The sequence below is a fragment of the Allobosea sp. NPDC003192 genome (assembly GCF_050275675.1).
In the GTDB taxonomy this organism is placed as follows: domain Bacteria; phylum Pseudomonadota; class Alphaproteobacteria; order Rhizobiales; family Beijerinckiaceae; genus Allobosea.
This window is the reverse complement of sequence record NZ_JBNNPK010000002.1, coordinates 160,872-180,656: the sequence shown is the minus strand read 5'-3', so window position 1 is coordinate 180,656 and position 19,785 is coordinate 160,872. Positions and strand designations below refer to the sequence as shown.

Genomic DNA, 19,785 nt, shown 5'->3' with positions numbered 1-19,785 from the left:
GTCGTCAGGACCGGACGGCCCGGCCGTTCTCGTCGAACAGGTGCAGATGCTGCTGCGGGAAGGCGAGCGCGACGCCGGCGCCGCGCTGGTGCTCGCTCTGGCCGTCGAGCCGGAGCGTGATCTGGGGCAGGCCGGGCGAGGCGCCATAGAGGTAGCTCTCGCCGCCGAGACGCTCGACCAGCTCGATCGCGAGCGGCACGCCGCCATCCTGCGCAGCGAGCGCAAGGTGCTCCGGCCGGATGCCGAGCGTGACGGAGGCGTCCGCAGAAAGGCTCCCGGTCCGGCAGGCAACCTCATGTCCGGCTTCGCCGATCGCGACCGTGCCCGGTCTCACCACCTTGCCCGGCAAAAGGTTCATGCGCGGAGAGCCGATGAAGCCGGCGACGAAGAGATTGTCCGGCCGGTTGTAGAGCTCGAGCGGCGTGCCGACCTGCTCGATCTTGCCGCCATGCAGCACGACGATGCGATGCGCCAGCGTCATCGCCTCGACCTGGTCGTGGGTGACGTAGATCATCGTGCCGCCGATCTCGGCGTGGAGCGCGGCGAGCTCCTTGCGGGTGGCGACGCGCAGTTCGGCGTCGAGGTTCGAGAGCGGCTCGTCGAACAGGAAGATTTTTGGATCGCGCACGATGGCGCGGCCGATGGCGACGCGCTGGCGCTGGCCGCCGGAAAGCGCCTTGGGCTTGCGTTCGAGATAATCAGTCAGGCGCAGCATGCCGGCGGCGCGCTTGACGCGGCGATCGATCTCGTCGCGCTTGAAGCCCATGTTTTCCAGCGCGAAGGCCATGTTCGCGTAGACGCTCATATGCGGGTAGAGCGCATAGGACTGGAACACCATGGCGAGGCCGCGCTCCGAGGCCGGCAGGCCGGTGACGTCGGCGCCGTCGATCGCGATCGTGCCGCCGGTGATGCTTTCCAGCCCGGCGATCGAGCGCAGCAGGGTCGACTTCCCGCAGCCAGACGGGCCGACGAAGACGACGAACTCGCCATCGGCAACATCGAGGTCGATGCCATGCAGCACCGTGGTCGCGCCATAGGCCTTGCGGACGCCAGAGAGGCTCAGTCCCGCCATTATTTCATTCCCGTATTGGCGATGCCGGTGGTGATGAAGCGCTGCAGGAAGACGAAGACCAGCGCGACCGGCAGCAGCGTCACCACCGTCATCGCGAGCAGGTAGTGCCACTGCGTCTGCAATTCGCCCTGGAAGGCGTTGAGGCCGATCTGCAGCGTATAGGCCTCGGTCTTGGTCAGCACCGCGAGCGGCCAGAGGAACTCGTTCCAGCGCCACATGATCGAGAAGATCGCGAGCACGGCCAGCGCCGGCATGGCGAGCGGCATGACGATCCGCCAGTAGATCTGCCACTCCGAGGCCTTGTCCATGCGCGCCGCCTCGATCAGGTCGCGCGGCAGGGTCAGCATGTATTGGCGCAGGAGGAAGACGCCGGTCGGCGTCGCCGCGCCCGGCAGGATCACCGCCCAGAGCGAATTGACCAGGCCCAGCTTGGTGATGACGAGATAGACCGGCACGAGGATGATCGTGATCGGGATCATCAGCGTGCCGATCACCATCAGCATAACCGCCGTCTTGCCGCGGAACTCGTAGATCGAGAGCGCATAGGCCGCCATCGAGTTGATCACCAGGGTGATCAGCGTCGCGACCGCGGTGACGAAGACCGAGTTCCACAGGAAGCGCATGAAGGCGAAGCGCTCCAGTGGCTCGGTATAGTTCTCGGTCGCGAGCTTGAACTCGCGCACCGGGGTGCGCTTGTCGATCGGCACGCGGATGCTCTGGCCGGGATTGGCCGGGTCGACCATCTGCGCCTGGATGCCAATGCGGCGGACCTGCGCCAGCACCCGCTTGCTGCCGTCCTCCAGCGTCACTTCGAAGAGCGGCAGCGGCTGGGCGTGGCCCTCGACCCGGACCTCCTTCTGCGACATCGGCAGCAGCGAGGGCGGGAATTCGAGCAGGCCGGCCTGCGTCTTGAAAGAGGACAGGCCGAGCCAGAGCACCGGCCCGAACATCAGGACGACGCCGAATGCGAGATAGGTATAGGCCGCGATATCGGTCCAATGCCAGCGGCCGGGGTTGCGGCGGGCCACCGCCATGCGGGCGAGCCTGTTCATGCCGCCCCCTTGCGGCGGCTCGCCGCGAGCTGGGCCAAAGTCAGCGCGAACAGCACGACGCCGAGCACGACGGAGGCGGCTGCCGCCAGGCCGAAATTCTGGACCTGGTTGGCGAAGGCGGTCTCGTAGATGTAGTGCACCACCATCAGCGTCGCGGTGCCGGGCCCACCGCCAGTCAGCACGAAGACCTCGTCGAAGGTCTGCACGCCGCGGATCAGCGCCAGCACGATCACCACGATCATGTTCGGCCAGAGCAGCGGCAGGGTGATGCGCCAGAACACCCGCCAGCGCGGCGTCGCATCCATCTCGGCGGCTTCATAGAGATCGGCCGGGATCGCCTGCAGCCCAGCGAGCAGGATCAGCGTGTAGAAGCCCATATGGGCCCAGATCGAGACGAAGACGATCCAGAACATCGCCCAGCTCGGATCGACCAGGAACAGGATGCGCTCGCCGCCGAGCGAGGTGATCGCGGCGTTGAGCAGGCCGTCGCGCTGCAGGATCCACTTCCAGGTCAGCGCCACCACCACCGGCGAGAGCAGCACCGGGAAGAAATAGACCGCGCGGAAGAAGCCGCGCGCCCGGATCTTCATGTTCAGCACCACCGCCGTCAGCAGCGAGAACAGCACCATCGCCGTGACCTGAAAGACGGTGAAGCGCGCGGTATTGGCGACGCCGCGCCAGAAATGGTCTTCGCGGCAGGAGGATGGATCGAGGAAAGAGCCGCAATCGAAGAGATAGGCGTATTGCTGCGTCCCGACATAAGGCCGCTCCGAGGGGAACAGCCCCGCTCCGCCCGTCACCGAGAAGACGAAGTTGATGATCAGTGGCAGGAAAACGAAGAGCGAGAAGAAAACGAGATTGGGAGCTAAGAAGACATAGGCCATCCGGCGCTCGCCGATCAGCCGCTGCAGAACCTGCATCGGCCAGTCGATCAGCCGCATCAGGACCGCAAGCGGCGCAGCGAAGAGGCTCGCTGCGCCGGCGCGGTCCGAGGACGCCGCGGGGGTGGGAGCGTCGGAGGCCATCCGCCTTACTTCTTGCGCTCGGCGATCTGCTGGGCGATGTCCGACTCGATCCGCTTATAGGCCTCGTCGAGGCTGCCCTCGCCGGAGATCGCCTGGCCGAGCCGGCTGATCACCGCGTTGAAGATAACCCGATTGCTCGTATAGCCCTGCAGCTGGTAGGCGACCGGCGAGAGCTGCGCGACCTGGTCCGAGAAGACCTTGAGCGCGGCCTTGGCCGGGGCGCTGGCGCCTTGATAGTCGAGGCCCTTGGCGGCGATGCCGAGATGGCCGGGCACGAACAGCGAACGGGCATAGAACTCGCTCAGCACCGGCTCGCTGGCGAGATACTCCATCACCTTGGCGACGGCTTCCGGGCTCTTGGTCGTCTTGATCGCGACGAGGCCGGCCCCGCCCGGCATGCCCGAGCAGCCGCCCGCGCCGCAGGGCGAGGGAACCGCGACCCAGTCGAAGGCGTCACCGACGGTCTTGTCGAACTGGGCGATCTGCCAGGAGCCCGACTGGTACATCACGACCTGGGCGTTCTTGAACTCGTCATTGGCCCCGCGATAGGCGGTGCCGGAGACCGAGCCCCAGAGCTCCTTCTTCATCACGCCGTTGTTGTGCCAGTCATAGACCAGCTTGGCGCCGCGCTTGAAACCGTCGTCGATCACCGCCGGCTCGCCCTTGGCGTCGAAGACCTTGGCGCCTTCCGAGACGGCGACAGAGAAGAAGCGGTGGCCGGAGCGGTCCATCGCCAGCGGGAACGGCGCCTGCACCTTGGCGGCGACGTCCTTCACCGCCTTGCCCCAGTCTTCCCAGGTCGCCTTGGCTGATGGCATGGCGATGCCGGCCTGCTCGAACAGGGTCTTGTTGACGAAGGGGCCGGTGACGGTGAGCTGCGTCATGAAGCCGGTGATCGCCTTGCTGTCGCCTTCCGGGCGCATCCAGGGCAGGAACGGCCCGAAATTCTTTTCCCAATAGGCCGCGTCCTTGAGATGCGGGCGCAGGTCGAGCGCATAGCGGGCGATGCCGCCGAGATCGACGACGCGGGCGATATCCGGCCCCTGGCCGGAGGCGAGCTGGACGGGCAGGTTCTCGGTGATGGCCTTGTAGGGCACCTGGTCGAGCACGACCTTGATGTCCTTGTTCTGGGCCTCGAAGCGCTTGAGCAGGTCGGTGATGACCTCGCCCTCATTGCCGTCGGAATACCAGGCGATGCGCACCGTGGTCTGGGCTTGCGCGATCCCGCCCATGACGAGGCCGGCCGTCAAGGCGAGTGCCGAAATCCAATGCTTGCTGTGCATGAGCGTTCCATCCCCGCTTGAACCGGCGCCTCGATGAGCACCTTGACAATCATTTAGGCAAACGTTTGCCTTGCTTGTCAATCCCGAAGTGAGCCGGCATCTCTTGGGTGCCGGTTCGCCAGGCGCAGAATCGGGGATGGAGCGCGATGAAGAGCAGGGCCGCCAGGGCACATCAGGGTTCGGTATCGCTCACCACCGTCGCGGAAGATACCGGCGTCTCGATCTCGACGGTGTCGCGCATCGTCAATGGCGAAAGCGGGCGGGCCTCGCCCGAAACGGTGGCCCGCGTCGAGGAGGCGATCGCCCGCCTCGGCTATCGGCCGAACCCGGTCGGCCGGGCGCTGCGCCAGCGCGCCAGCCGGGTCGTGGCGATGCTCTCGCCCAATCTCGACAACCCCGCCATGGCGGCGATCGCGGTCTCGACCGAGGCGGCGCTGCGTGCCGCCGGCTACGTCATGATCCTCTGCGACACCCATGACCGCGCCGAGCTTCAGGATGACTACCTCCAGGCGATGCGCGAGCAGTTCGTAGCCGGCTATGTGATGGTCAGTGCCGTGCGCAGCCGCGGTCTGGAAGAAGCGTTGGATCGCGGCGATCCGATGGTCTTCGTCGCCCGCCACAATCCGCTCGGCGGCGGCGCCTATGTCGGCATCGACAACCGCGCCGCCGGGGCCGACGCCGCCGACTTCATGCTGGCGCGCGGCATCGAGCGCCCGGCCGTGCTGATGGCCGCGCAGAACGTCTCGAGCACGCAGGAGCGCGCCGCCGGCTTCATCGATCGCCTCGTCGCACGCGGCGTACCGGAGGATGCGATCCGCCGCGCCAGCGGCCCCGGCCTGTCGCATATCGAGATCGGCTACGCCGCCGCCAGGGCACTGGTGCAGGACGACGGCTGGCCGCAAGGCGCGCTCTGCGTCAGCGACCTGATCGCCTATGGCGCCTATCGGCTCGCGGTCGAAAGCGATGTGCCGATCCCGCAGCGCTGCACCCTGGTCGGCGTCGACGGCAACGCGCTCAACCACTGGATCGCGCCCTGGCTGACCTCGATCCGCATCCCCTATGAAAGCTTCGGCGGCCACGTCGTCAGCCAATTGCAATCGCTCTGGAGCGGCGAGCCGACGGCGGAGGTCCGCATCCCGCACGAGCCGCCAATGGTTGGGCTGGCACAGAAGGCAACGGCATGAGCCTCATCGACCACGAGACCCAGCCACTTGAGCAATGGCGCGAGGGTGTGATGACGCTGATGCGGGTCTCGGCGCTGGTGCGCTCGGCCCAGCTCTGCATCTTCGAGCAGTTCTGCGATCCCGGCCTCGGCGCCCCCATCCATCTCCATGCCGTCGAGGAGGTGCTGGAGGTGATGGCGGGCGAAGCCGAGGTCACCTTGCGCGGCGACCGCCTGACCTTACGCGCCAACCAGTCCATCGTGATCCCGGCCGGCGCCCGCCATGGCTTCCGCAATATCGGCGACGGCATCCTCAAGGTCCGCGCCACCCTTGCTTCGCCGATCTTCGAGGCAAGCTATGACGACCGCGCCGAGCAGTCGCGACGCTGGGTGCCCTGAGGCAAACGAAGGAAATCGACGATGCCGCTGACGATCGGGATGATCGCGCATGACCGCAAGAAGCCGGAGCTGGCGCAATGGGCGAGCGACCATGCCGAGCTGATCATGCCGCACCGCATCGTCGCCACCGCCACCACCGGCTCGGTGCTGAAGCAGTCGATGCCCGATCTGGAGATCCGGCTGGTCAAGAGCGGCCCGCTTGGCGGCGACCAGCAGATCGGCGCAATGATCGCGCAGGGTGAGCTCGACGCGCTGTTCTTCTTCCCCGACCCGCTGCAGGCGCAGCCGCACGACGTCGACGTCAAGGCGTTGCTGCGGCTGGTCCTTGTCTACGACATCCCAGCCGCCTTCAGCCCGCGCACTGCGACCGCGCTGGCGCAGTCGGGGCTGCTGAAGGCCTGATTCGCGCTTCCGTGGGCAGAACCGTGCTACACAAGGCCTGTTCTGCCGGAACGAGGGATTGCCGATGAGCGAACCGCATCATGTCGTGGTGATCGGCGGCGGCTTCGCCGGGCTCGAGACCGTGCACCGCCTCGCTGGCGCCGATGTGCGCATCACCATCGTCGATCGCCGCAACCATCACCTCTTCCAGCCCTTACTCTACCAGGTCGCCACCGCCTCGCTTGCGACCTCCGAGATCGCCTGGCCGATCCGGCATCTGTTCCGGCGCCGCAGCGACGTGACCACGCTGCTCGCCGAGGTGACCGGCATCGATACCGTCAGGCGCGAGGTCTCGCTCTCGACCGGCGAGGTCCTGCACTACGACACGCTCGTCATCGCCACCGGCGCGACCCATGCCTATTTCGGCCATGACGACTGGGAACCCCATGCGCCAGGCCTGAAGACCCTCGAAGACGCTACGACGATCCGCCGCCGCATCCTCACCGCCTTCGAGCGCGCCGAAGCGGAGACCGATCCCGAACGGCGCGCGGCGCTGCTGACCTTCGTCGTCATCGGCGCCGGGCCGACCGGCGTCGAGCTCGCCGGCACGATCGCGGAACTGGCGCGCGCCACTTTGCCAAAGGAATTCCGCCGGATCGATACGCGCACGAGCCGGGTCGTACTGGTCGAAGCCGGCCCACGCATCCTGCCGAGCTTCGATGAGGAGCTTGCAGCCTATGCGCACAAGGAGTTGCAGCGGATCGGCGTCGAGATCCGCACCGGCGCGCCGGTCACCGCTTGTGACCGCGACGGCGTCATGATCGGCAAGGAGCGCTTGCCGGCGGCAACGGTGATCTGGGCCGCGGGCGTGCGCGCCTCGCCGGCTGGTGCCTGGGTCGCTGCGCCCATGGATCGCGCCGGCCGCGTCGAGGTCGAGCCCGATCTCAGTGTGCCCGGCCATCCCGAGATTTTCGTCATCGGCGACACGGCGAGCGTGATGGACCAGGACGGCAAGCCGGTGCCCGGCATCGCACCGGCCGCCAAGCAGCAGGGCCGCCATGTCGCCGCGACGATCCAGCGCCGGCTCGCGGGGGATAAGGCGGCGCGCCCCTTCGCCTACAGCCATGCTGGCAGCCTCGCCACCATCGGCAAGCGCGTCGCCATCATCGATTTCGGCCGCGTGAAGCTGAAGGGCTGGCTCGCATGGTGGCTCTGGGGCCTGGCGCACATCTACTTCCTGATCGGCGTGCGCAACCGGCTCAGCGTCGCGCTGAGCTGGCTCTGGATCCACGCCCGAGACCAGCGCAGCGCGCGTCTGATCACCCAGCGCGACGTGAAGCGCGATGAACGCGGCTGACGGCGCCTAACGCCCGGTCAGATAGCGCGCCAGCCCCGCCGTCGAGGCATCATGCGCCTCGGCGGGCGCCTTGCCCTCGATCACCGGCAGGAGCGCCGTCGCCAGCTCCTTGCCGAGCTCGACGCCCCATTGGTCGAAGGCGTTGATGTCGAACACTGCCGCCTCGACGAAGACGCGGTGCTCGTAGAGCGCGATCAGCCGCCCGAGCGTGAACGGGTCGAGCTTGCGATAGGCGATGGTCACGCTCGGCCGGTTGCCGGGGAAGACCTTGTGCGGCGCGAGCTGCTCGATCGCCTCCGCCGACAGCCCCTGCTTGGCGAGCTGCGCTTTCGCTTCCTCCAGCGTGCGGCCCTTCATCATTGCCTCGCTCTGGGCGAGGCAGTTGGCGAGCAGCAGGCGGTGCTGATGGATAAGCTCTGGCTCGTGCCCCTCCGCCGCGACCAGGAGTTCGCAGGGGATGATGTCGGTGCCTTGGTGCAGCAATTGGAAGAAGGCGTGCTGGCCGTTGGTGCCGGGCTCGCCCCAGACCAGCGGGCCGGTCGGCCGCGTCACCGCACCGCCCGCCTTGTGCACGCGCTTGCCGTTCGACTCCATGTCGAGCTGCTGCAGGTAGGCCGGCAGACGCGCGAGGCGCTGGTCGTAAGGAAGGACCGCGCGGGCCGGATAGCCACAGGTTTCGCGATGCCAGAGCCCGATCAGCCCGAACAGCACCGGCAGGTTCTTGTCGAGCGGCGCGGTCCGGAAATGCTCGTCCATCGCATGCGCGCCGGCGAGGAAGGCGCGGAAGTTCTCCGGGCCGATCGCTATCATCACCGGCAGGCCGATCGCCGACCAGACCGAATAGCGCCCGCCGACCCAGTCCCAGAAGCCGAAGATCCGCTCCGGCTGGATACCGAAGGCCGCGACCTTGTCGAGCGCCGTAGAAACCGCGGCGAAATGCTTGGCCACAGCGTCCTCACCGAGCGCCCCGGCGATCCAGCGCCGCGCTGTCGCGGCATTGGTCATGGTCTCGATCGTGGTGAAGGTTTTTGAGGCCACGATCACGAGCGTGCGAGCCGGATCGAGCTTTGCCAGCGTATCGGCGATATGGGCGCCGTCGACATTGGAGACGTAATGCAGGCGTGGCCCGTCATGATAGGGCGCCAGCGCCAGCGTTGCCATCACCGGTCCGAGATCGGAACCACCGATGCCGATATTGACGACATCGCTGAACCGCTCGCCATTGGCCGCGGCGATCTTGCCGCTGCGGATGCCATCCGCGAAGGCGGCCATCCGCTCCAGCACGGCATCGACCTCGGGCATGACGTCGACGCCATCGACCTTGACCGGACGGCCCGACTGGTTGCGCAGCGCCGTGTGCAGCACGGCGCGCCCTTCCGTCGTGTTGATCGGCTCGCCCGCGAACATGGCATCGCGCTTGGCTTCGACATCGGCCGCCTTGGCGAGCGCAAGCAGCAGCTCCACGGTCTCGCCCGTCACCGCCGTCTTGGAATAGTCGAGCAGGAGATCGTCGAGCCGGGCCGAAAAGCTGGAAAAGCGCTTGTTATCGGCGGCGAAGAGTTCGCGCAGATGCTGCGAGACGGTTCGGGTGCGATGCGCGGCAAGATCCGCCCAGGCCTTCTCCAGCACGATCAGTCTCCGTGGCGATTGCGATCGGCCGCCATGGCGGCAAACCGAGGTAGCATACCGATAGCGGCAAGGTCACGGCGGCAACGAGACAGGGGAGCCATGCAGACGGATTAGTATCAGCCCGGACGAGCGAGCTTGGCGTCGACCTCTACCGCTTTCGGGAGGCCAACCAGCCCCTCGCCGCAGATCAAGAGACCGCGCTCAGGCTACGCGAGGGATGGCGCAAGGCCGTGTCGAACGGGTTGAGCATTGCGCCCAAGGTCGCAGCCTCGGCCTTGAGGATCGCGACGACGCCCGGCAACCGCTCGGGCCGCAGGCGATCCGCCAGCGTGCCGACGCTGAGCGCTGCGACGGCGCGCCCCTGCGCGTCGAAGACCGGCACCCCCAGGCCCGCCATGCCCGGGATCAGCCCGGTGTTGAGATTGACCCAGCCCTGCGTCCGCGCCTTCTCCAATTCGACCCGCAGCGCCGCCTCGTCGAGGAAGCCGCGATCGAGCAGGCGCGGCACGTTGAAGCGGATCACCGCCTCGCGCTCGGCCTCGGGCAGATGGGCGAGGATGGCCAGACTCCCCTGCCCCAGGCCGAGCGGCACTTTACCGCCGATATCGCCGGTGAAGGAGCGGATCGGGAATGGTCCCTCGATCCGATCGAGGCAGACCGCATCATAGCCGTTGCGCACCAGCAGAAAGATCGTGTCGGTCAGCGTGGCCGAGAGGCGCAGCAGCACCGGCTTGGCGAGATCGCGCAGGCCATCGGCGTGGCCGGCGCGCGCCGCCAGCACGAAGAAGTCGAGCGCCAGCCGGTAGCGCTTGCCGATCTGCTCGACGAAGCCCTCGGCGGCGAGGTCCTGCAAGGCGCGATGCGCCGTCGGCTGGCTGCAGCCGGCCTGCTCGGCGAGATCCTTCAGGCGGATACCGCCGGCCTCGGCTGCCCCGACGAGGCGCAGCAGGCCGAGCGCACGGCGCAAGCTTGAGAGAGGCTCGGCAGAATCGATCATCCGTCCACGCTAATCGCCTTCGGATAGCACCGCAATAAATTTCATATATCGGAATTTATGAGATAAAAATTCTTTCATATGGAATTATGCATTGACGAAATTCCACTGCTCCGGCTTCTGGAACGCACGAGGGCAAGAGACCCCGACGAGCGGGCGGGGCGAGCCAAGCGGGAGAGGTCATGGGCTTCCTGACGCTGGAGAAGCTGAGCAAGGTCTATGGCGACTTTGCCGCCGCGCGCGACATCGACCTCAGCGTCGCCAAGGGCGAGTTCGTCTCGCTGCTCGGCCCTTCCGGCTGCGGCAAGACCACGACGCTGCAGATGATCGCCGGGCTGGTCGAGCCGACCACCGGAACGATCATGCTCGATGGCCGCGACATCACCAGTGAGACACCGAACAGGCGCGGGCTCGGCATCGTCTTCCAGAGCTATGCGCTCTTCCCGCACATGACGGTGGCGCAGAACGTCGCCTTCGGCCTGGAGATGCGCAAGGTCGCCAAGGCCGAGCGCGACGAGCGGGTTGCGACCATGCTCGGCCTCGTCCATCTCGGCGGCTTCGCCGAGCGCTATCCGCGCCAGCTCTCCGGCGGCCAGCGCCAGCGCGTCGCCATCGCCCGCGCCCTCGTGATCCAGCCGCCGGTGCTGCTGCTCGACGAGCCGCTCTCCAATCTCGACGCCAAATTGCGCGAGGAGATGCAGTTCGAGTTGCGCCGCATCCAGCAGCGTGTCGGCACCACCACGATCATGGTGACGCATGACCAGGCCGAGGCGCTCTCGATCAGCGACCGCGTCGTCGTGATGGAGCAGGGCCGGATGACGCAGGTCGACGCGCCCTACAAGCTCTACGAGAACCCGGCGACACCGTTCATCTCCACCTTCGTCGGCAAGATGAACCGGCTCGAAGGCACCTGGCGCAAGGGCGCGGCGGAGATCGCCGGCATCGCACTGCAGGCGGAGGCTGGCGGCCTCCAGGAAGGCCAGGCCGTCGCGCTCTCGGTCCGCCCGGAAAAGATCATGCTCAAGCCGCCCGGACAGGGGCGCGTAGACGGCACCATCGCCAACCGCTTCTTCCTCGGCAGCGCCTGGCTGTTCACGGTCGAGACGCCGGCCGGCGCAGTCCTGGTCTCGGCGCCGAACGATGGCGATGAGCCGGCCCGCGAAGGTGCGAAGGTTGCGCTCGACTGGGCCGTGGCGAGCCAGCGTATCGAGAAGTTGGCGCAGGGAGCGACGGCATGAGCGTCGGGCGCTCCGCGGCGACACCGTTCTGGCTCGCCGGGCCGGGCGCGCTGCTCTTCACCGGGCTGATCATCCTGCCGCTCGTGCTGACGGTGATCCTCTCCTTCCACGTCTACGACCACACGACCGGCATCAAGAACGAGTTCACGCTCGCCCATTACGCAGCGGTGTTCTCGGACGACTACTATCTCGGCATCTTCTGGCGCACGCTCCGGCTCGCCGCGCTGACCACGCTGATCTGCGCCGTCATCGGCGCCCCCGAGGCCTATATCCTGTCGCGGATGCGCGATCCCTGGCGCTCGGTCTTCCTCCTGGTGATCATCGGGCCACTCTTGGTCTCGGTCGTGGTCCGCGCCTTCGGCTGGAGCATGCTGCTCGGCTCGACCGGCCTGGTGAACCAGGCCCTGCAGGGCCTCGGCTTCGACAGCGTGCGCCTGCTCTACACCGAGACCGCGATCGTGATCGCGCTCGTCCACGTCATGCTGCCCTTCATGGTGATTCCGGTCTGGACCGCGCTGCAGAAGCTCGATCCGATGGTCGAGGCCGCCGCCTGGAGCCTCGGCGCCTCGCATTTCACCGCCTTGCGCCGGGTCGTGCTGCCGCAGGTCTCGCTCGGCATGCTTTCGGGCAGCCTGATCGTCTTCGGCCTCTCGGCCTCGGCCTTCGCCATTCCCGGCCTGCTCGGCGGGCGCCGGCTCAAGATGGCGGCGACTTTGGTCTATGACGAATACATGCACGAGCTGAACTGGCCGCTCGGCGCGACGATCGCGATCATCGTCCTCGCCGCCAATCTCGTGATCATGCTGGCCTATAATCGCGTCATCGAGACGCGCGCCCGCAAGGCCTTGGGGTGAGATCGATGCAGAAGAACGGCCCCGTCGCGCTCCTCTTCCATACCCTCGTCGTCGCCTTCGTGCTGGCGCCGCTCGTGGTGATCTGCCTCGTCGCCTTCACACCGGAGAACACGCTCTCGATCCCGACCACCAGCTTCTCGCTGCGCTGGTTCCGCGAGATCTTCCGCCATCCCGATTTCGTCGCCTCCTTCGTCAACAGCCTCTGGCTGGCGACGCTCGCCGCGACGCTTTCGGTCGCGATCTCGGTACCGGCCGCGCTCGCCATCGACCGCTACGACTTCCCTGGCCGCGATGCGCTGAACGCGCTCTTCCTCTCGCCGCTGATCATCCCGCATCTCGTGCTCGGCGTCGCTTTCCTGAGGCTCTTCGCGCTGATCGGCGCGACCGGCAGCTTCGCCTGGCTGGTGGCGTGCCATGTCGTGGTGATCACGCCCTATGTCCTGCGCCTCGTGATGGCCGCCTTCACTGGGCTCGACCGCTCGGCCGAGCAGGCGGCGATGACGCTGGGCGCCTCGCACTGGACGGTGTTCCGCCGCGTCACCGCGCCGATGATCCTGCCCGGCATCACCGGTGGCTGGCTGCTCGCCTTCATCAACAGCTTCGACGAGCTGACCATGTCGATCTTTGTGACTTCGCCGCAGACCGTAACTCTGCCGGTGCGGATGTACATGTACGCAACGGAATCGATCGACCCGATGATGGCTGCGGTCTCGGCGCTGATGATCGCCCTCACCGCCGGCGCCATGCTGGTGCTCGACCGGGCCTTCGGCCTCGACAAGATCCTCGTCGGGCAGAAGTGACATGCCGTTATTGCATCGCCTTGTTCGGGCCGACCATCCGGCCATCCCCTTCACCCTCGACGGCGTCGCTTGCGAGGGCCGCGCCGGCGACACCGTACTGACCGCGATCCTGACCCAGGCCGAGCGGCTGCGCCTGTCGGAATTCTCGGCCTCGCCGCGCGCCGGCTTCTGCCAGATGGGCGCCTGCCAGGATTGCTGGGTCGTGCTCGAAAGCGGCGAACGCCTGCGCGCCTGCTCGACAACGCTGACCGCTGGCATGCGCATCCTCAGCCGCCGCGCGAGGGCGGCATGAACGGACATTCGGCGAGCGAGCGCCCGCAGCCGCTGATCGTCGGCGCCGGCCCGGCCGGCATCCGTGCTGCCGAGGCGCTGGTCGCGGCGGGCCTGCGCCCGCTCATCGTCGACGAGGCGCCCGCCTGCGGCGGCCAGATCTATCGCCAGCGCCTGGTTCCGGACGGACGCTCCACCAGCGATCTCTACGGCTCGGAAGCGGAGAAGGCCAAGGCGCTGCATCGCGACTTCGCCGCGCTCGACGGCAAGCTCGACTACTGGCCGCAGGCGCTGCTCTGGAATCTGCGCGACGGCCGGGCCGACATCATGGTCGCGGGCACGAGCCGGCAGGTCGCCTATGACGGGCTCGTCCTAGCCACCGGCGCCACCGACCGCATCCTGCCGATCCCGGGCTGGACCTTGCCCGGCGTCTTCACCCTGGGCGGCGCCCAGATCGCGCTGAAGAGCCAGGGCTGCGCCATCGGCTCGAAGATCGTCTTCCTCGGCTCCGGCCCGCTGCTCTATCTCGTCGCCTGGCAGTACATGAAGGCCGGCGCCAAGATCGTGGCCGTGCTCGACACCGCGCCCTTCGCCGCCAAGTTCAACCTGCTGCGTGGGCTGCCGCTCTTCCCGGCGATCGTGCTGCGCGGCATGCGGATGACTGCCGAACTGAAGCTAGGCGGCGTCGCCCTGCATTACGGTGTCGCCGATGTCCGCATCGAGGGCAAGAACGCCGTCGAGGCGATCGCCTGGCGCCAGGACGGGATGGAGCACAGGCTCGCCTGCGACGGCATCGGCTACGGCCTTGCCCTACGCTCTGAAACGCAAGCAGCCGATCTCGCCGGCTGCCGCTTCACCTTCAACCCACGCGACCGAACCGCCCTGCCCGAGCGCGACGCCGCCGGTCGTACCAGTGTCCCCGGCGTCTACCTCGCCGGCGACGGCGCCGGTATCGCCGGAGCGGATGCGGCCGAACGCGCGGGCGAACGCGTCGCGCTCGCTCTGCTGCAGGATCGCGGCCTGCCGCATGATGCCGGCCGCGCCGCCGCGCTCGAGGCGGAGCTCGCCCGCATCGGCCGCTTCCGCGAGGTGCTCGAGGCCGCCTTCCCCTTCCCGGCGCACTGGATACAGGACATCGCCGATGCGACGACGCTTTGCCGCTGCGAGGAGGTCACCGCCGGCGAGGTCCGCGCCGCCATCAGCCGCTTCGGTGTGCACGAGCTCAACCGGCTGAAGGCGGTGAGCCGCATCGGCATGGGCCGCTGCCAGGGCCGCGTCTGCGGCGCCGCCGCGGCCGAATTGCTGGCGCATGAAACGGGGTTCGGCATCGACGCCGTCGGTCGCCTCCGCAGCCAAGCGCCGATCAAGCCGGTGCCGCTGACGCTCGCGCTCGCGGCACAGCAGGAGGCGGCGGAATGAGCCGGCGCCTCACAGTCGACGTCGCGATCATCGGCGGCGGCCTCGTCGGCTCCTCGGCCGCGCTGGCGCTGCGCGGCATGGGCTTTTCGGTCGCTTTGCTCGACAAGGGTTTTTGCGGCGCGCAGGCCTCTGGCGTGAACTATGGCGGCGTGCGCCGCCAGGGCCGCCCCGTCGAGCAATTGCCGCTGTCGCAGCGGGCACATGCGATCTGGCCGCGGCTAAAGGCGCTGATCGGCATCGATGGCGAGTTCCTGCGCTCCGGCCATCTCAAGCTCGCCCGCAACGAGGCCGACATGGCCGCGCTCGAGACTTACGCCGAGGCCGTTGCCGAACAGGGCCTCGACCTCGAGCTGATCGGCCATAACGGCCTGCGCGAGCGCTTCGGCTGGATCGGCGACGGCGTCGTCGGAGCCTCCCTTTGCGCCGGTGACGGCCACGCCAACCCGCGCCTGGTCGCGACGGGCTTTGCTGCCGCAGCACGCCGGGTCGGCGTCGAGGTGCTGGAGAACACCGCCGTCGAAGGCGCGACGCGCGATGGCGGGGGCTTCGCGCTGGAGGCTGCCGGCAACCTCACGCTCCGGTCCCGCTTCGTCATCAACAGCGCCGGCGCCTGGGCCGGACCGTTCGCCGAGGGCTTCGGCGAACCGGTGCCGCTGTCGCGCATCTATCCCTCCATGGTCGTCACCGAGCCGATGGAACAGGTGATGTCGGTCAATATCGGCATGGAAGGCGGCGGCATCTATGCCCGCCAGGTCGAGCGCGGCAATGTCGTGGTCGGCGGCGAGCGCGCTCTGCCCCTGGCCGATGCCGATTTCTCGCGGCCTCGCGGCAACGGCGCCATCACGATCATGAACAACGCCGCCACGCTCTTCCCCGGCCTGCGCCACGCCCAGGCGATCCGCTTCTGGAGCGGCACGGAAGGGGCGATGCCCGACAAGAACCCGGTGATCGGTCCGAGCGCGACGACGCCCGGCCTGATCCATGCCTTTGGCTTCACCGGCGCCGGCTTCCAGATCGCACCGGGTGTCGGCGAGGTCATCGCCGAGCTCGTCCGGGATGGCGAGACGCCGACACCGATCGCAGCCTTCTCGATCGATCGCTTCAGAGAGAATTCCGCCCGCACCGACGCTGGCTCGGGTGCGGGGCAAAACCAAGAGCCGCACAACGCAGGGGAGTTGAGACCATGACCAGCTATCGCACAATCCTGGCCGCCGGCGTCGCCACCATGACGCTTGCCGCCGCGGGCAGCGCCTTCGCCCAGTCGAAGACGCTCTATGTCGGCATGAACGGCGGCAATTTCGAAAAGACCTTCACCCAGGCCGTCTTCCCGGATTTCGAGAAGGCCAACGACGTCAAGGTCGTGGTCGTGCCCGGCACCTCCTCGGACATCCTCGCCAAGGCGACCGCGGCCAAGGACAAGCCGCAGATGCACGTGATGTTCCTCGATGACGGCGTCATGGTCCGTGCCATCGGCGCCGGCCTCTGCGAGAAGCTGAAAGAGGGTCCGGAAATGGCCGATCTCGCCCCCGGCACGCGGATGAAGGACGACATGGCCGTCGGCATCGATCTCGGCATGACCGGGCTCGGCTACAACAAGAAGCTGTTCGACGAGAAGGGCTGGCCGGCGCCGACCTCGTGGATGGACCTCGCCGATCCCAAGTACAAGGGCAAGGTCGTGTTCCAGTCCGCCTCGGCCTCCTCCTTCGGCCTGCACGCCTTCCTGATGTTCAATCGCATCCAGGGCGGCACCGAGGCCAATGTCGAGCCGGGCTTCAGCAAGTTCCGCGACACGATCGGCAAGAACGTGCTCGAATTCATCCCGAGCTCGGCCAAGATCGCCGAGATGGCGCAGACCGGGGAGGCCGCGATCTTCCCGCTGACGCCGACCGGCATCTCGACGCTGAAGGACAAGGGCATCGCCGTCGAATACGCCCAGCCCAAGGAAGGCTCGGTCGTGCTGATGGTCGCCCAATGCGTCATCGCCAAGAATTCCGAGCCGGAGCTGGCACAGAAGCTCGCAGCCTACCTGCTCTCGCCCGAAGCCCAGTCCAAGGCGCTCGCCGCCGGCAACATCGTGCCCTCGAACGTCAAGGCGAAGGCCTCGACGCCCGAGGCCGAGAAGAAGCTCGAAGCCTTCCACGGCAACATGAAGACCGCCGTCACTCTCGACTGGGACCAGATCAACGCCAAGCGGCCGGAGTGGAACAGCCGCTGGAACAAGATGATCGAGCGCTGAGCCTCATCACGACGCGCCTTCCATAATCAACAACCTCATCCTGAGGAGCAGCCTTCAGGCTGCGTCTCGAAGTATGGTCCAGATGGCTCCAGAGCCTCCTGGAGCGCCCTTCGAGACGGCCGCTGACGCGGCCTCCTCAGGATGAGGGCTATGGGTTCCAGACGGCAAACAAGCCCGCCCGACCGATCCAGTTTGACAGAAGACGCGTCCCCGCTACAGTCCTGCAATCGATTACATCGCGGCATTCGCGATGGATTGCGAGCTCCGCCAAGGGGCCGCGCTGTCGGGAGGGTCGCGATGAAGACCATGAAGGGCCCTGGCCTTTTCCTCGCCCAGTTCGCCGGCGACGAAGTGCCGTTCAACTCGCTCGACGCGATCGGCCGCTGGGCCGCCTCGCTCGGCTACAAGGGCGTGCAGATCCCGAGCTGGGACGCCCGCCTGTTCGACCTCGCCAAGGCCGCCGAGTCCGACGCCTATTGCGACGAGGTCAAGGGCATGCTCGCCCAGTACGGCCTCTCGATCACCGAGCTTTCGACCCATCTCCAGGGCCAGCTCGTCGCGGTCCACCCCGCCTTCGACGAGGCTTTCGACGGCTTCGCCGTCCCTGCCGTGCGCGGCAATCCGAAGGCGCGGCAGGAATGGGCGGTCGAGCAGATGAAGCTCGGCGCGAAAGCCTCGCGCCGGCTCGGCCTCTCCGCCAATGTCAGCTTCACCGGCGCGCTGGCCTGGCCCTTCGTCTACCCCTGGCCGCAGCGGCCGGCGGGATTGGTCGAGACCGCCTTCGAGGAGCTCGGCAAGCGCTGGCGCCCGATCCTTGATGCCTTCGACGAGGCCGGCGTCGACCTCTGCTACGAGATCCACCCCGGCGAGGACGTCCATGACGGGGCCACCTTCGAGCGCTTCGTCGACGCGGTCGGCGGCCACCGCCGGGCCTGCATCAACTACGATCCCAGCCATTTCCTGCTGCAACAGCTCGACTATCTCGCCTTCATCGATATCTACCATGAGCGCATCAAGGCCTTCCATGTGAAGGATGCCGAGTTCAATCCGAACGGCCGCGTCGGCGTCTATGGCGGTTACGAGCCCTGGGTCGACCGCGCCGGCCGCTTCCGCTCGCTCGGCGACGGCCAGGTCGATTTCGGCGGCATCTTCTCGAAGCTGGCACAGTACGACTACGACTCCTGGGCCGTGCTGGAATGGGAATGCGCCCTGAAGCACCCCGAGGACGGCGCGCGCGAGGGCGCGGAGTTCATCGCCGCTCACATCATCCGCGTCACCGAAAAAGCCTTCGACGATTTTGCCGCAGGAGGTACCGACGAGGCGGCCAATCGGCGCATGCTGGGTCTTGGCCGCTGACGGAGGCGCTGATGGCGATCGAAGGCTCGACGACGCAAAAGCTCAACCGCCGCCTGCGCCTCGGCATGGTTGGCGGCGGGCGTGGCGCCTTCATTGGCGCGGTGCATCGCATCGCCGCAAGGTTGGACGACCGCTGGCGGCTCGTCGCTGGCGCGCTCTCCTCCGATCAGGAGCGCGGGCGTCTCTCGGGCGAAGACCTGCTGCTCGATCCCGCCCGCCTCTATGCCGATGCCGACGAGATGGCCAAGCGCGAGAAACGGCGCAAGGACGGCATCGACGCGGTCGCGATCGTCACGCCGAACCACGCCCATGCGCCGGCGGCGAAAGCCTTCCTCAAGGCCGGCATCCATGTGATCTGCGACAAGCCGCTGACGACGACGCTGCGCGAGGCGGAAGCGCTCGCCAAGCTGGCGCAGGACAGCGGCCTGATCTTCGCGGTCACCCACAACTACACCGGCTATCCGCTGGTCCGGCAGGCCAAGGCCATGGTCGCCGAGGGTGCGCTCGGGAAACTGCGGGTCGTCCAGGTCGAGTACGCACAGGATTGGCTCGCCACGAAGCTCGAAGAGAGCGGCCAGAAGCAGGCGGCCTGGCGCACCGATCCGGCCAAATCCGGCCCGGCCGGCGCCATCGGCGACATCGGCAGCCACGCCTTCAACCTCGCCGAGTTCATCGCCGGCGACGAAATCGAGGCGCTCGCGGCCGAGGCGCATGTCTTCGTCGAGGGCCGCCGGCTCGACGACAACGCCCATATGCTGCTGCGCTTCAAGAACGGGGCACGCGGCATGCTCTGGTGCAGCCAGGTTGCAGCCGGGCAGGAGAACGGCCTGCGCATCCGCCTCTATGGCGAGAAGGGCGGGCTCGAATGGCAGCAGGAGAATCCGAATCTCCTGATCCATTCGCCGCTCGGCGAGCCGCCGCGCCTGATCCGCCGCAACGGCGCCGGCGCCTATCCGGTCGCCAATGCAGCCTCTCGCGTCCCCGCCGGCCATCCGGAGGGTTATCTCGAAGGCTTCGCCCAGCTCTACGCCGATATCGCCGAGCAGATCACGACCCGGATCGAGGGACGCGAAGCCGCCACCTTCTCGACTCTGGTGCCGACCGTCGCCGACGGGGTCCGCGGTGTGCGTTTCATCGAGGCGGCCGTGCGCTCCTCGGCCAAGGGCGCGCGCTGGCTGAAGCTCTGACACCGACGATCGCGCTTGTCCTCCCGGCCAGCCGCACGGCATAAGCAGCGCCGACGACAGAGAGGACGACG

Annotated in this window: 19 protein-coding genes; 13 read left to right on the top strand and 6 right to left on the bottom strand. The window is 67.4% G+C overall.

Going from position 1 to position 19,785, the window contains the following annotated elements; genetic code table 11:
• Positions 1–4 precede the first annotated feature (4 nt).
• The 4 genes from ACQKLX_RS03600 to ACQKLX_RS03585 are packed head-to-tail and all read right to left on the bottom strand — an operon-like array spanning position 5 to position 4,432.
• Positions 5–1,075, bottom strand: coding sequence for an ABC transporter ATP-binding protein (locus tag ACQKLX_RS03600; protein ID WP_427360090.1), 1,071 nt, complete (start codon positions 1,073–1,075; stop codon positions 5–7).
• Positions 1,072–2,124, bottom strand: coding sequence for a carbohydrate ABC transporter permease (locus ACQKLX_RS03595; protein WP_427359566.1), 1,053 nt, complete (start codon positions 2,122–2,124; stop codon positions 1,072–1,074). Before ACQKLX_RS03595 ends, ACQKLX_RS03600 begins: the two co-directional genes overlap by 4 nt.
• Positions 2,121–3,149 carry a carbohydrate ABC transporter permease gene (locus ACQKLX_RS03590; RefSeq protein WP_427359564.1) on the bottom strand — a complete coding sequence of 343 codons (1,029 nt, stop codon included), beginning with the start codon at positions 3,147–3,149 and terminating at the stop codon, positions 2,121–2,123. Before ACQKLX_RS03590 ends, ACQKLX_RS03595 begins: the two co-directional genes overlap by 4 nt.
• A gap of 5 nt (positions 3,150–3,154) precedes the next feature.
• Positions 3,155–4,432 carry an ABC transporter substrate-binding protein gene (locus tag ACQKLX_RS03585; protein WP_427359562.1) on the bottom strand — a complete coding sequence of 426 codons (1,278 nt, stop codon included), beginning with the start codon at positions 4,430–4,432 and terminating at the stop codon, positions 3,155–3,157.
• A 146-nt stretch (positions 4,433–4,578) separates the two neighbouring features.
• Here ACQKLX_RS03585 and ACQKLX_RS03580 point away from each other — a divergent pair, with 146 nt between their 5' ends.
• The 4 genes from ACQKLX_RS03580 to ACQKLX_RS03565 all read left to right on the top strand — a co-directional run bounded on the left by ACQKLX_RS03580 (position 4,579) and on the right by ACQKLX_RS03565 (position 7,731).
• Positions 4,579–5,616: a LacI family DNA-binding transcriptional regulator gene (locus tag ACQKLX_RS03580; protein WP_427359560.1), complete on the top strand. Its 1,038-nt coding sequence runs from the start codon at positions 4,579–4,581 to the stop codon at positions 5,614–5,616.
• Positions 5,613–5,993: a cupin domain-containing protein gene (locus tag ACQKLX_RS03575; protein WP_427359559.1), complete on the top strand. Its 381-nt coding sequence runs from the start codon at positions 5,613–5,615 to the stop codon at positions 5,991–5,993. The genes ACQKLX_RS03580 and ACQKLX_RS03575 overlap by 4 nt, the downstream gene beginning before the upstream one ends.
• 21 nt (positions 5,994–6,014) lie before the next feature.
• Positions 6,015–6,395 carry a methylglyoxal synthase gene (locus tag ACQKLX_RS03570; RefSeq protein ID WP_427359557.1) on the top strand — a complete coding sequence of 127 codons (381 nt, stop codon included), beginning with the start codon at positions 6,015–6,017 and terminating at the stop codon, positions 6,393–6,395.
• 64 nt (positions 6,396–6,459) lie between these two features.
• On the top strand, positions 6,460–7,731 hold the full coding sequence (locus ACQKLX_RS03565) for an NAD(P)/FAD-dependent oxidoreductase (protein ID WP_427359555.1): 1,272 nt from the start codon (positions 6,460–6,462) through the stop codon (positions 7,729–7,731).
• Positions 7,732–7,737: 6 nt separating this feature from the next.
• On the opposite strand, the gene pgi is transcribed toward ACQKLX_RS03565, so the two are convergent.
• Positions 7,738–9,366 (bottom strand): glucose-6-phosphate isomerase, encoded by a 1,629-nt coding sequence (pgi, locus tag ACQKLX_RS03560; protein ID WP_427360088.1) that lies wholly within the window; start codon positions 9,364–9,366, stop codon positions 7,738–7,740.
• A 181-nt stretch (positions 9,367–9,547) separates the two neighbouring features.
• Entirely contained in the window at positions 9,548–10,357 is an 810-nt protein-coding gene (locus tag ACQKLX_RS03555; protein ID WP_427359553.1) for an IclR family transcriptional regulator, read from the bottom strand.
• A 179-nt stretch (positions 10,358–10,536) separates the two neighbouring features.
• Between ACQKLX_RS03555 and ACQKLX_RS03550 the strand changes: the two genes are divergently transcribed.
• The 9 genes from ACQKLX_RS03550 to ACQKLX_RS03510 all read left to right on the top strand — a co-directional run bounded on the left by ACQKLX_RS03550 (position 10,537) and on the right by ACQKLX_RS03510 (position 19,714).
• Positions 10,537–11,592 (top strand): ABC transporter ATP-binding protein, encoded by a 1,056-nt coding sequence (locus ACQKLX_RS03550; protein WP_427359551.1) that lies wholly within the window; start codon positions 10,537–10,539, stop codon positions 11,590–11,592.
• Positions 11,589–12,446, top strand: a complete 858-nt coding sequence (locus tag ACQKLX_RS03545; RefSeq protein ID WP_427359549.1) for an ABC transporter permease — start codon at positions 11,589–11,591, stop codon at positions 12,444–12,446. The genes ACQKLX_RS03550 and ACQKLX_RS03545 overlap by 4 nt, the downstream gene beginning before the upstream one ends.
• 5 nt (positions 12,447–12,451) lie before the next feature.
• A complete protein-coding gene (locus tag ACQKLX_RS03540) occupies positions 12,452–13,246 on the top strand; it encodes an ABC transporter permease (RefSeq protein WP_427359547.1) in 795 nt (264 codons plus the stop codon).
• Between the two features lies 1 nt (position 13,247).
• On the top strand, positions 13,248–13,538 hold the full coding sequence (locus tag ACQKLX_RS03535; protein WP_427359545.1) for a (2Fe-2S)-binding protein: 291 nt from the start codon (positions 13,248–13,250) through the stop codon (positions 13,536–13,538).
• Positions 13,535–14,935 (top strand): FAD/NAD(P)-dependent oxidoreductase, encoded by a 1,401-nt coding sequence (locus ACQKLX_RS03530; RefSeq protein WP_427359543.1) that lies wholly within the window; start codon positions 13,535–13,537, stop codon positions 14,933–14,935. Before ACQKLX_RS03535 ends, ACQKLX_RS03530 begins: the two co-directional genes overlap by 4 nt.
• On the top strand, positions 14,932–16,122 hold the full coding sequence (locus ACQKLX_RS03525) for an NAD(P)/FAD-dependent oxidoreductase (RefSeq protein ID WP_427359542.1): 1,191 nt from the start codon (positions 14,932–14,934) through the stop codon (positions 16,120–16,122). Before ACQKLX_RS03530 ends, ACQKLX_RS03525 begins: the two co-directional genes overlap by 4 nt.
• On the top strand, positions 16,119–17,171 hold the full coding sequence (locus ACQKLX_RS03520) for an ABC transporter substrate-binding protein (RefSeq protein WP_427359540.1): 1,053 nt from the start codon (positions 16,119–16,121) through the stop codon (positions 17,169–17,171). Before ACQKLX_RS03525 ends, ACQKLX_RS03520 begins: the two co-directional genes overlap by 4 nt.
• A gap of 297 nt (positions 17,172–17,468) precedes the next feature.
• Complete coding sequence (locus ACQKLX_RS03515) at positions 17,469–18,527, top strand: sugar phosphate isomerase/epimerase family protein (RefSeq protein WP_427359539.1); 1,059 nt, start codon at positions 17,469–17,471, stop codon at positions 18,525–18,527.
• An 11-nt stretch (positions 18,528–18,538) separates the two neighbouring features.
• Positions 18,539–19,714, top strand: coding sequence for a Gfo/Idh/MocA family protein (locus ACQKLX_RS03510; protein WP_427359537.1), 1,176 nt, complete (start codon positions 18,539–18,541; stop codon positions 19,712–19,714).
• Positions 19,715–19,785: the final 71 nt, after the last annotated feature.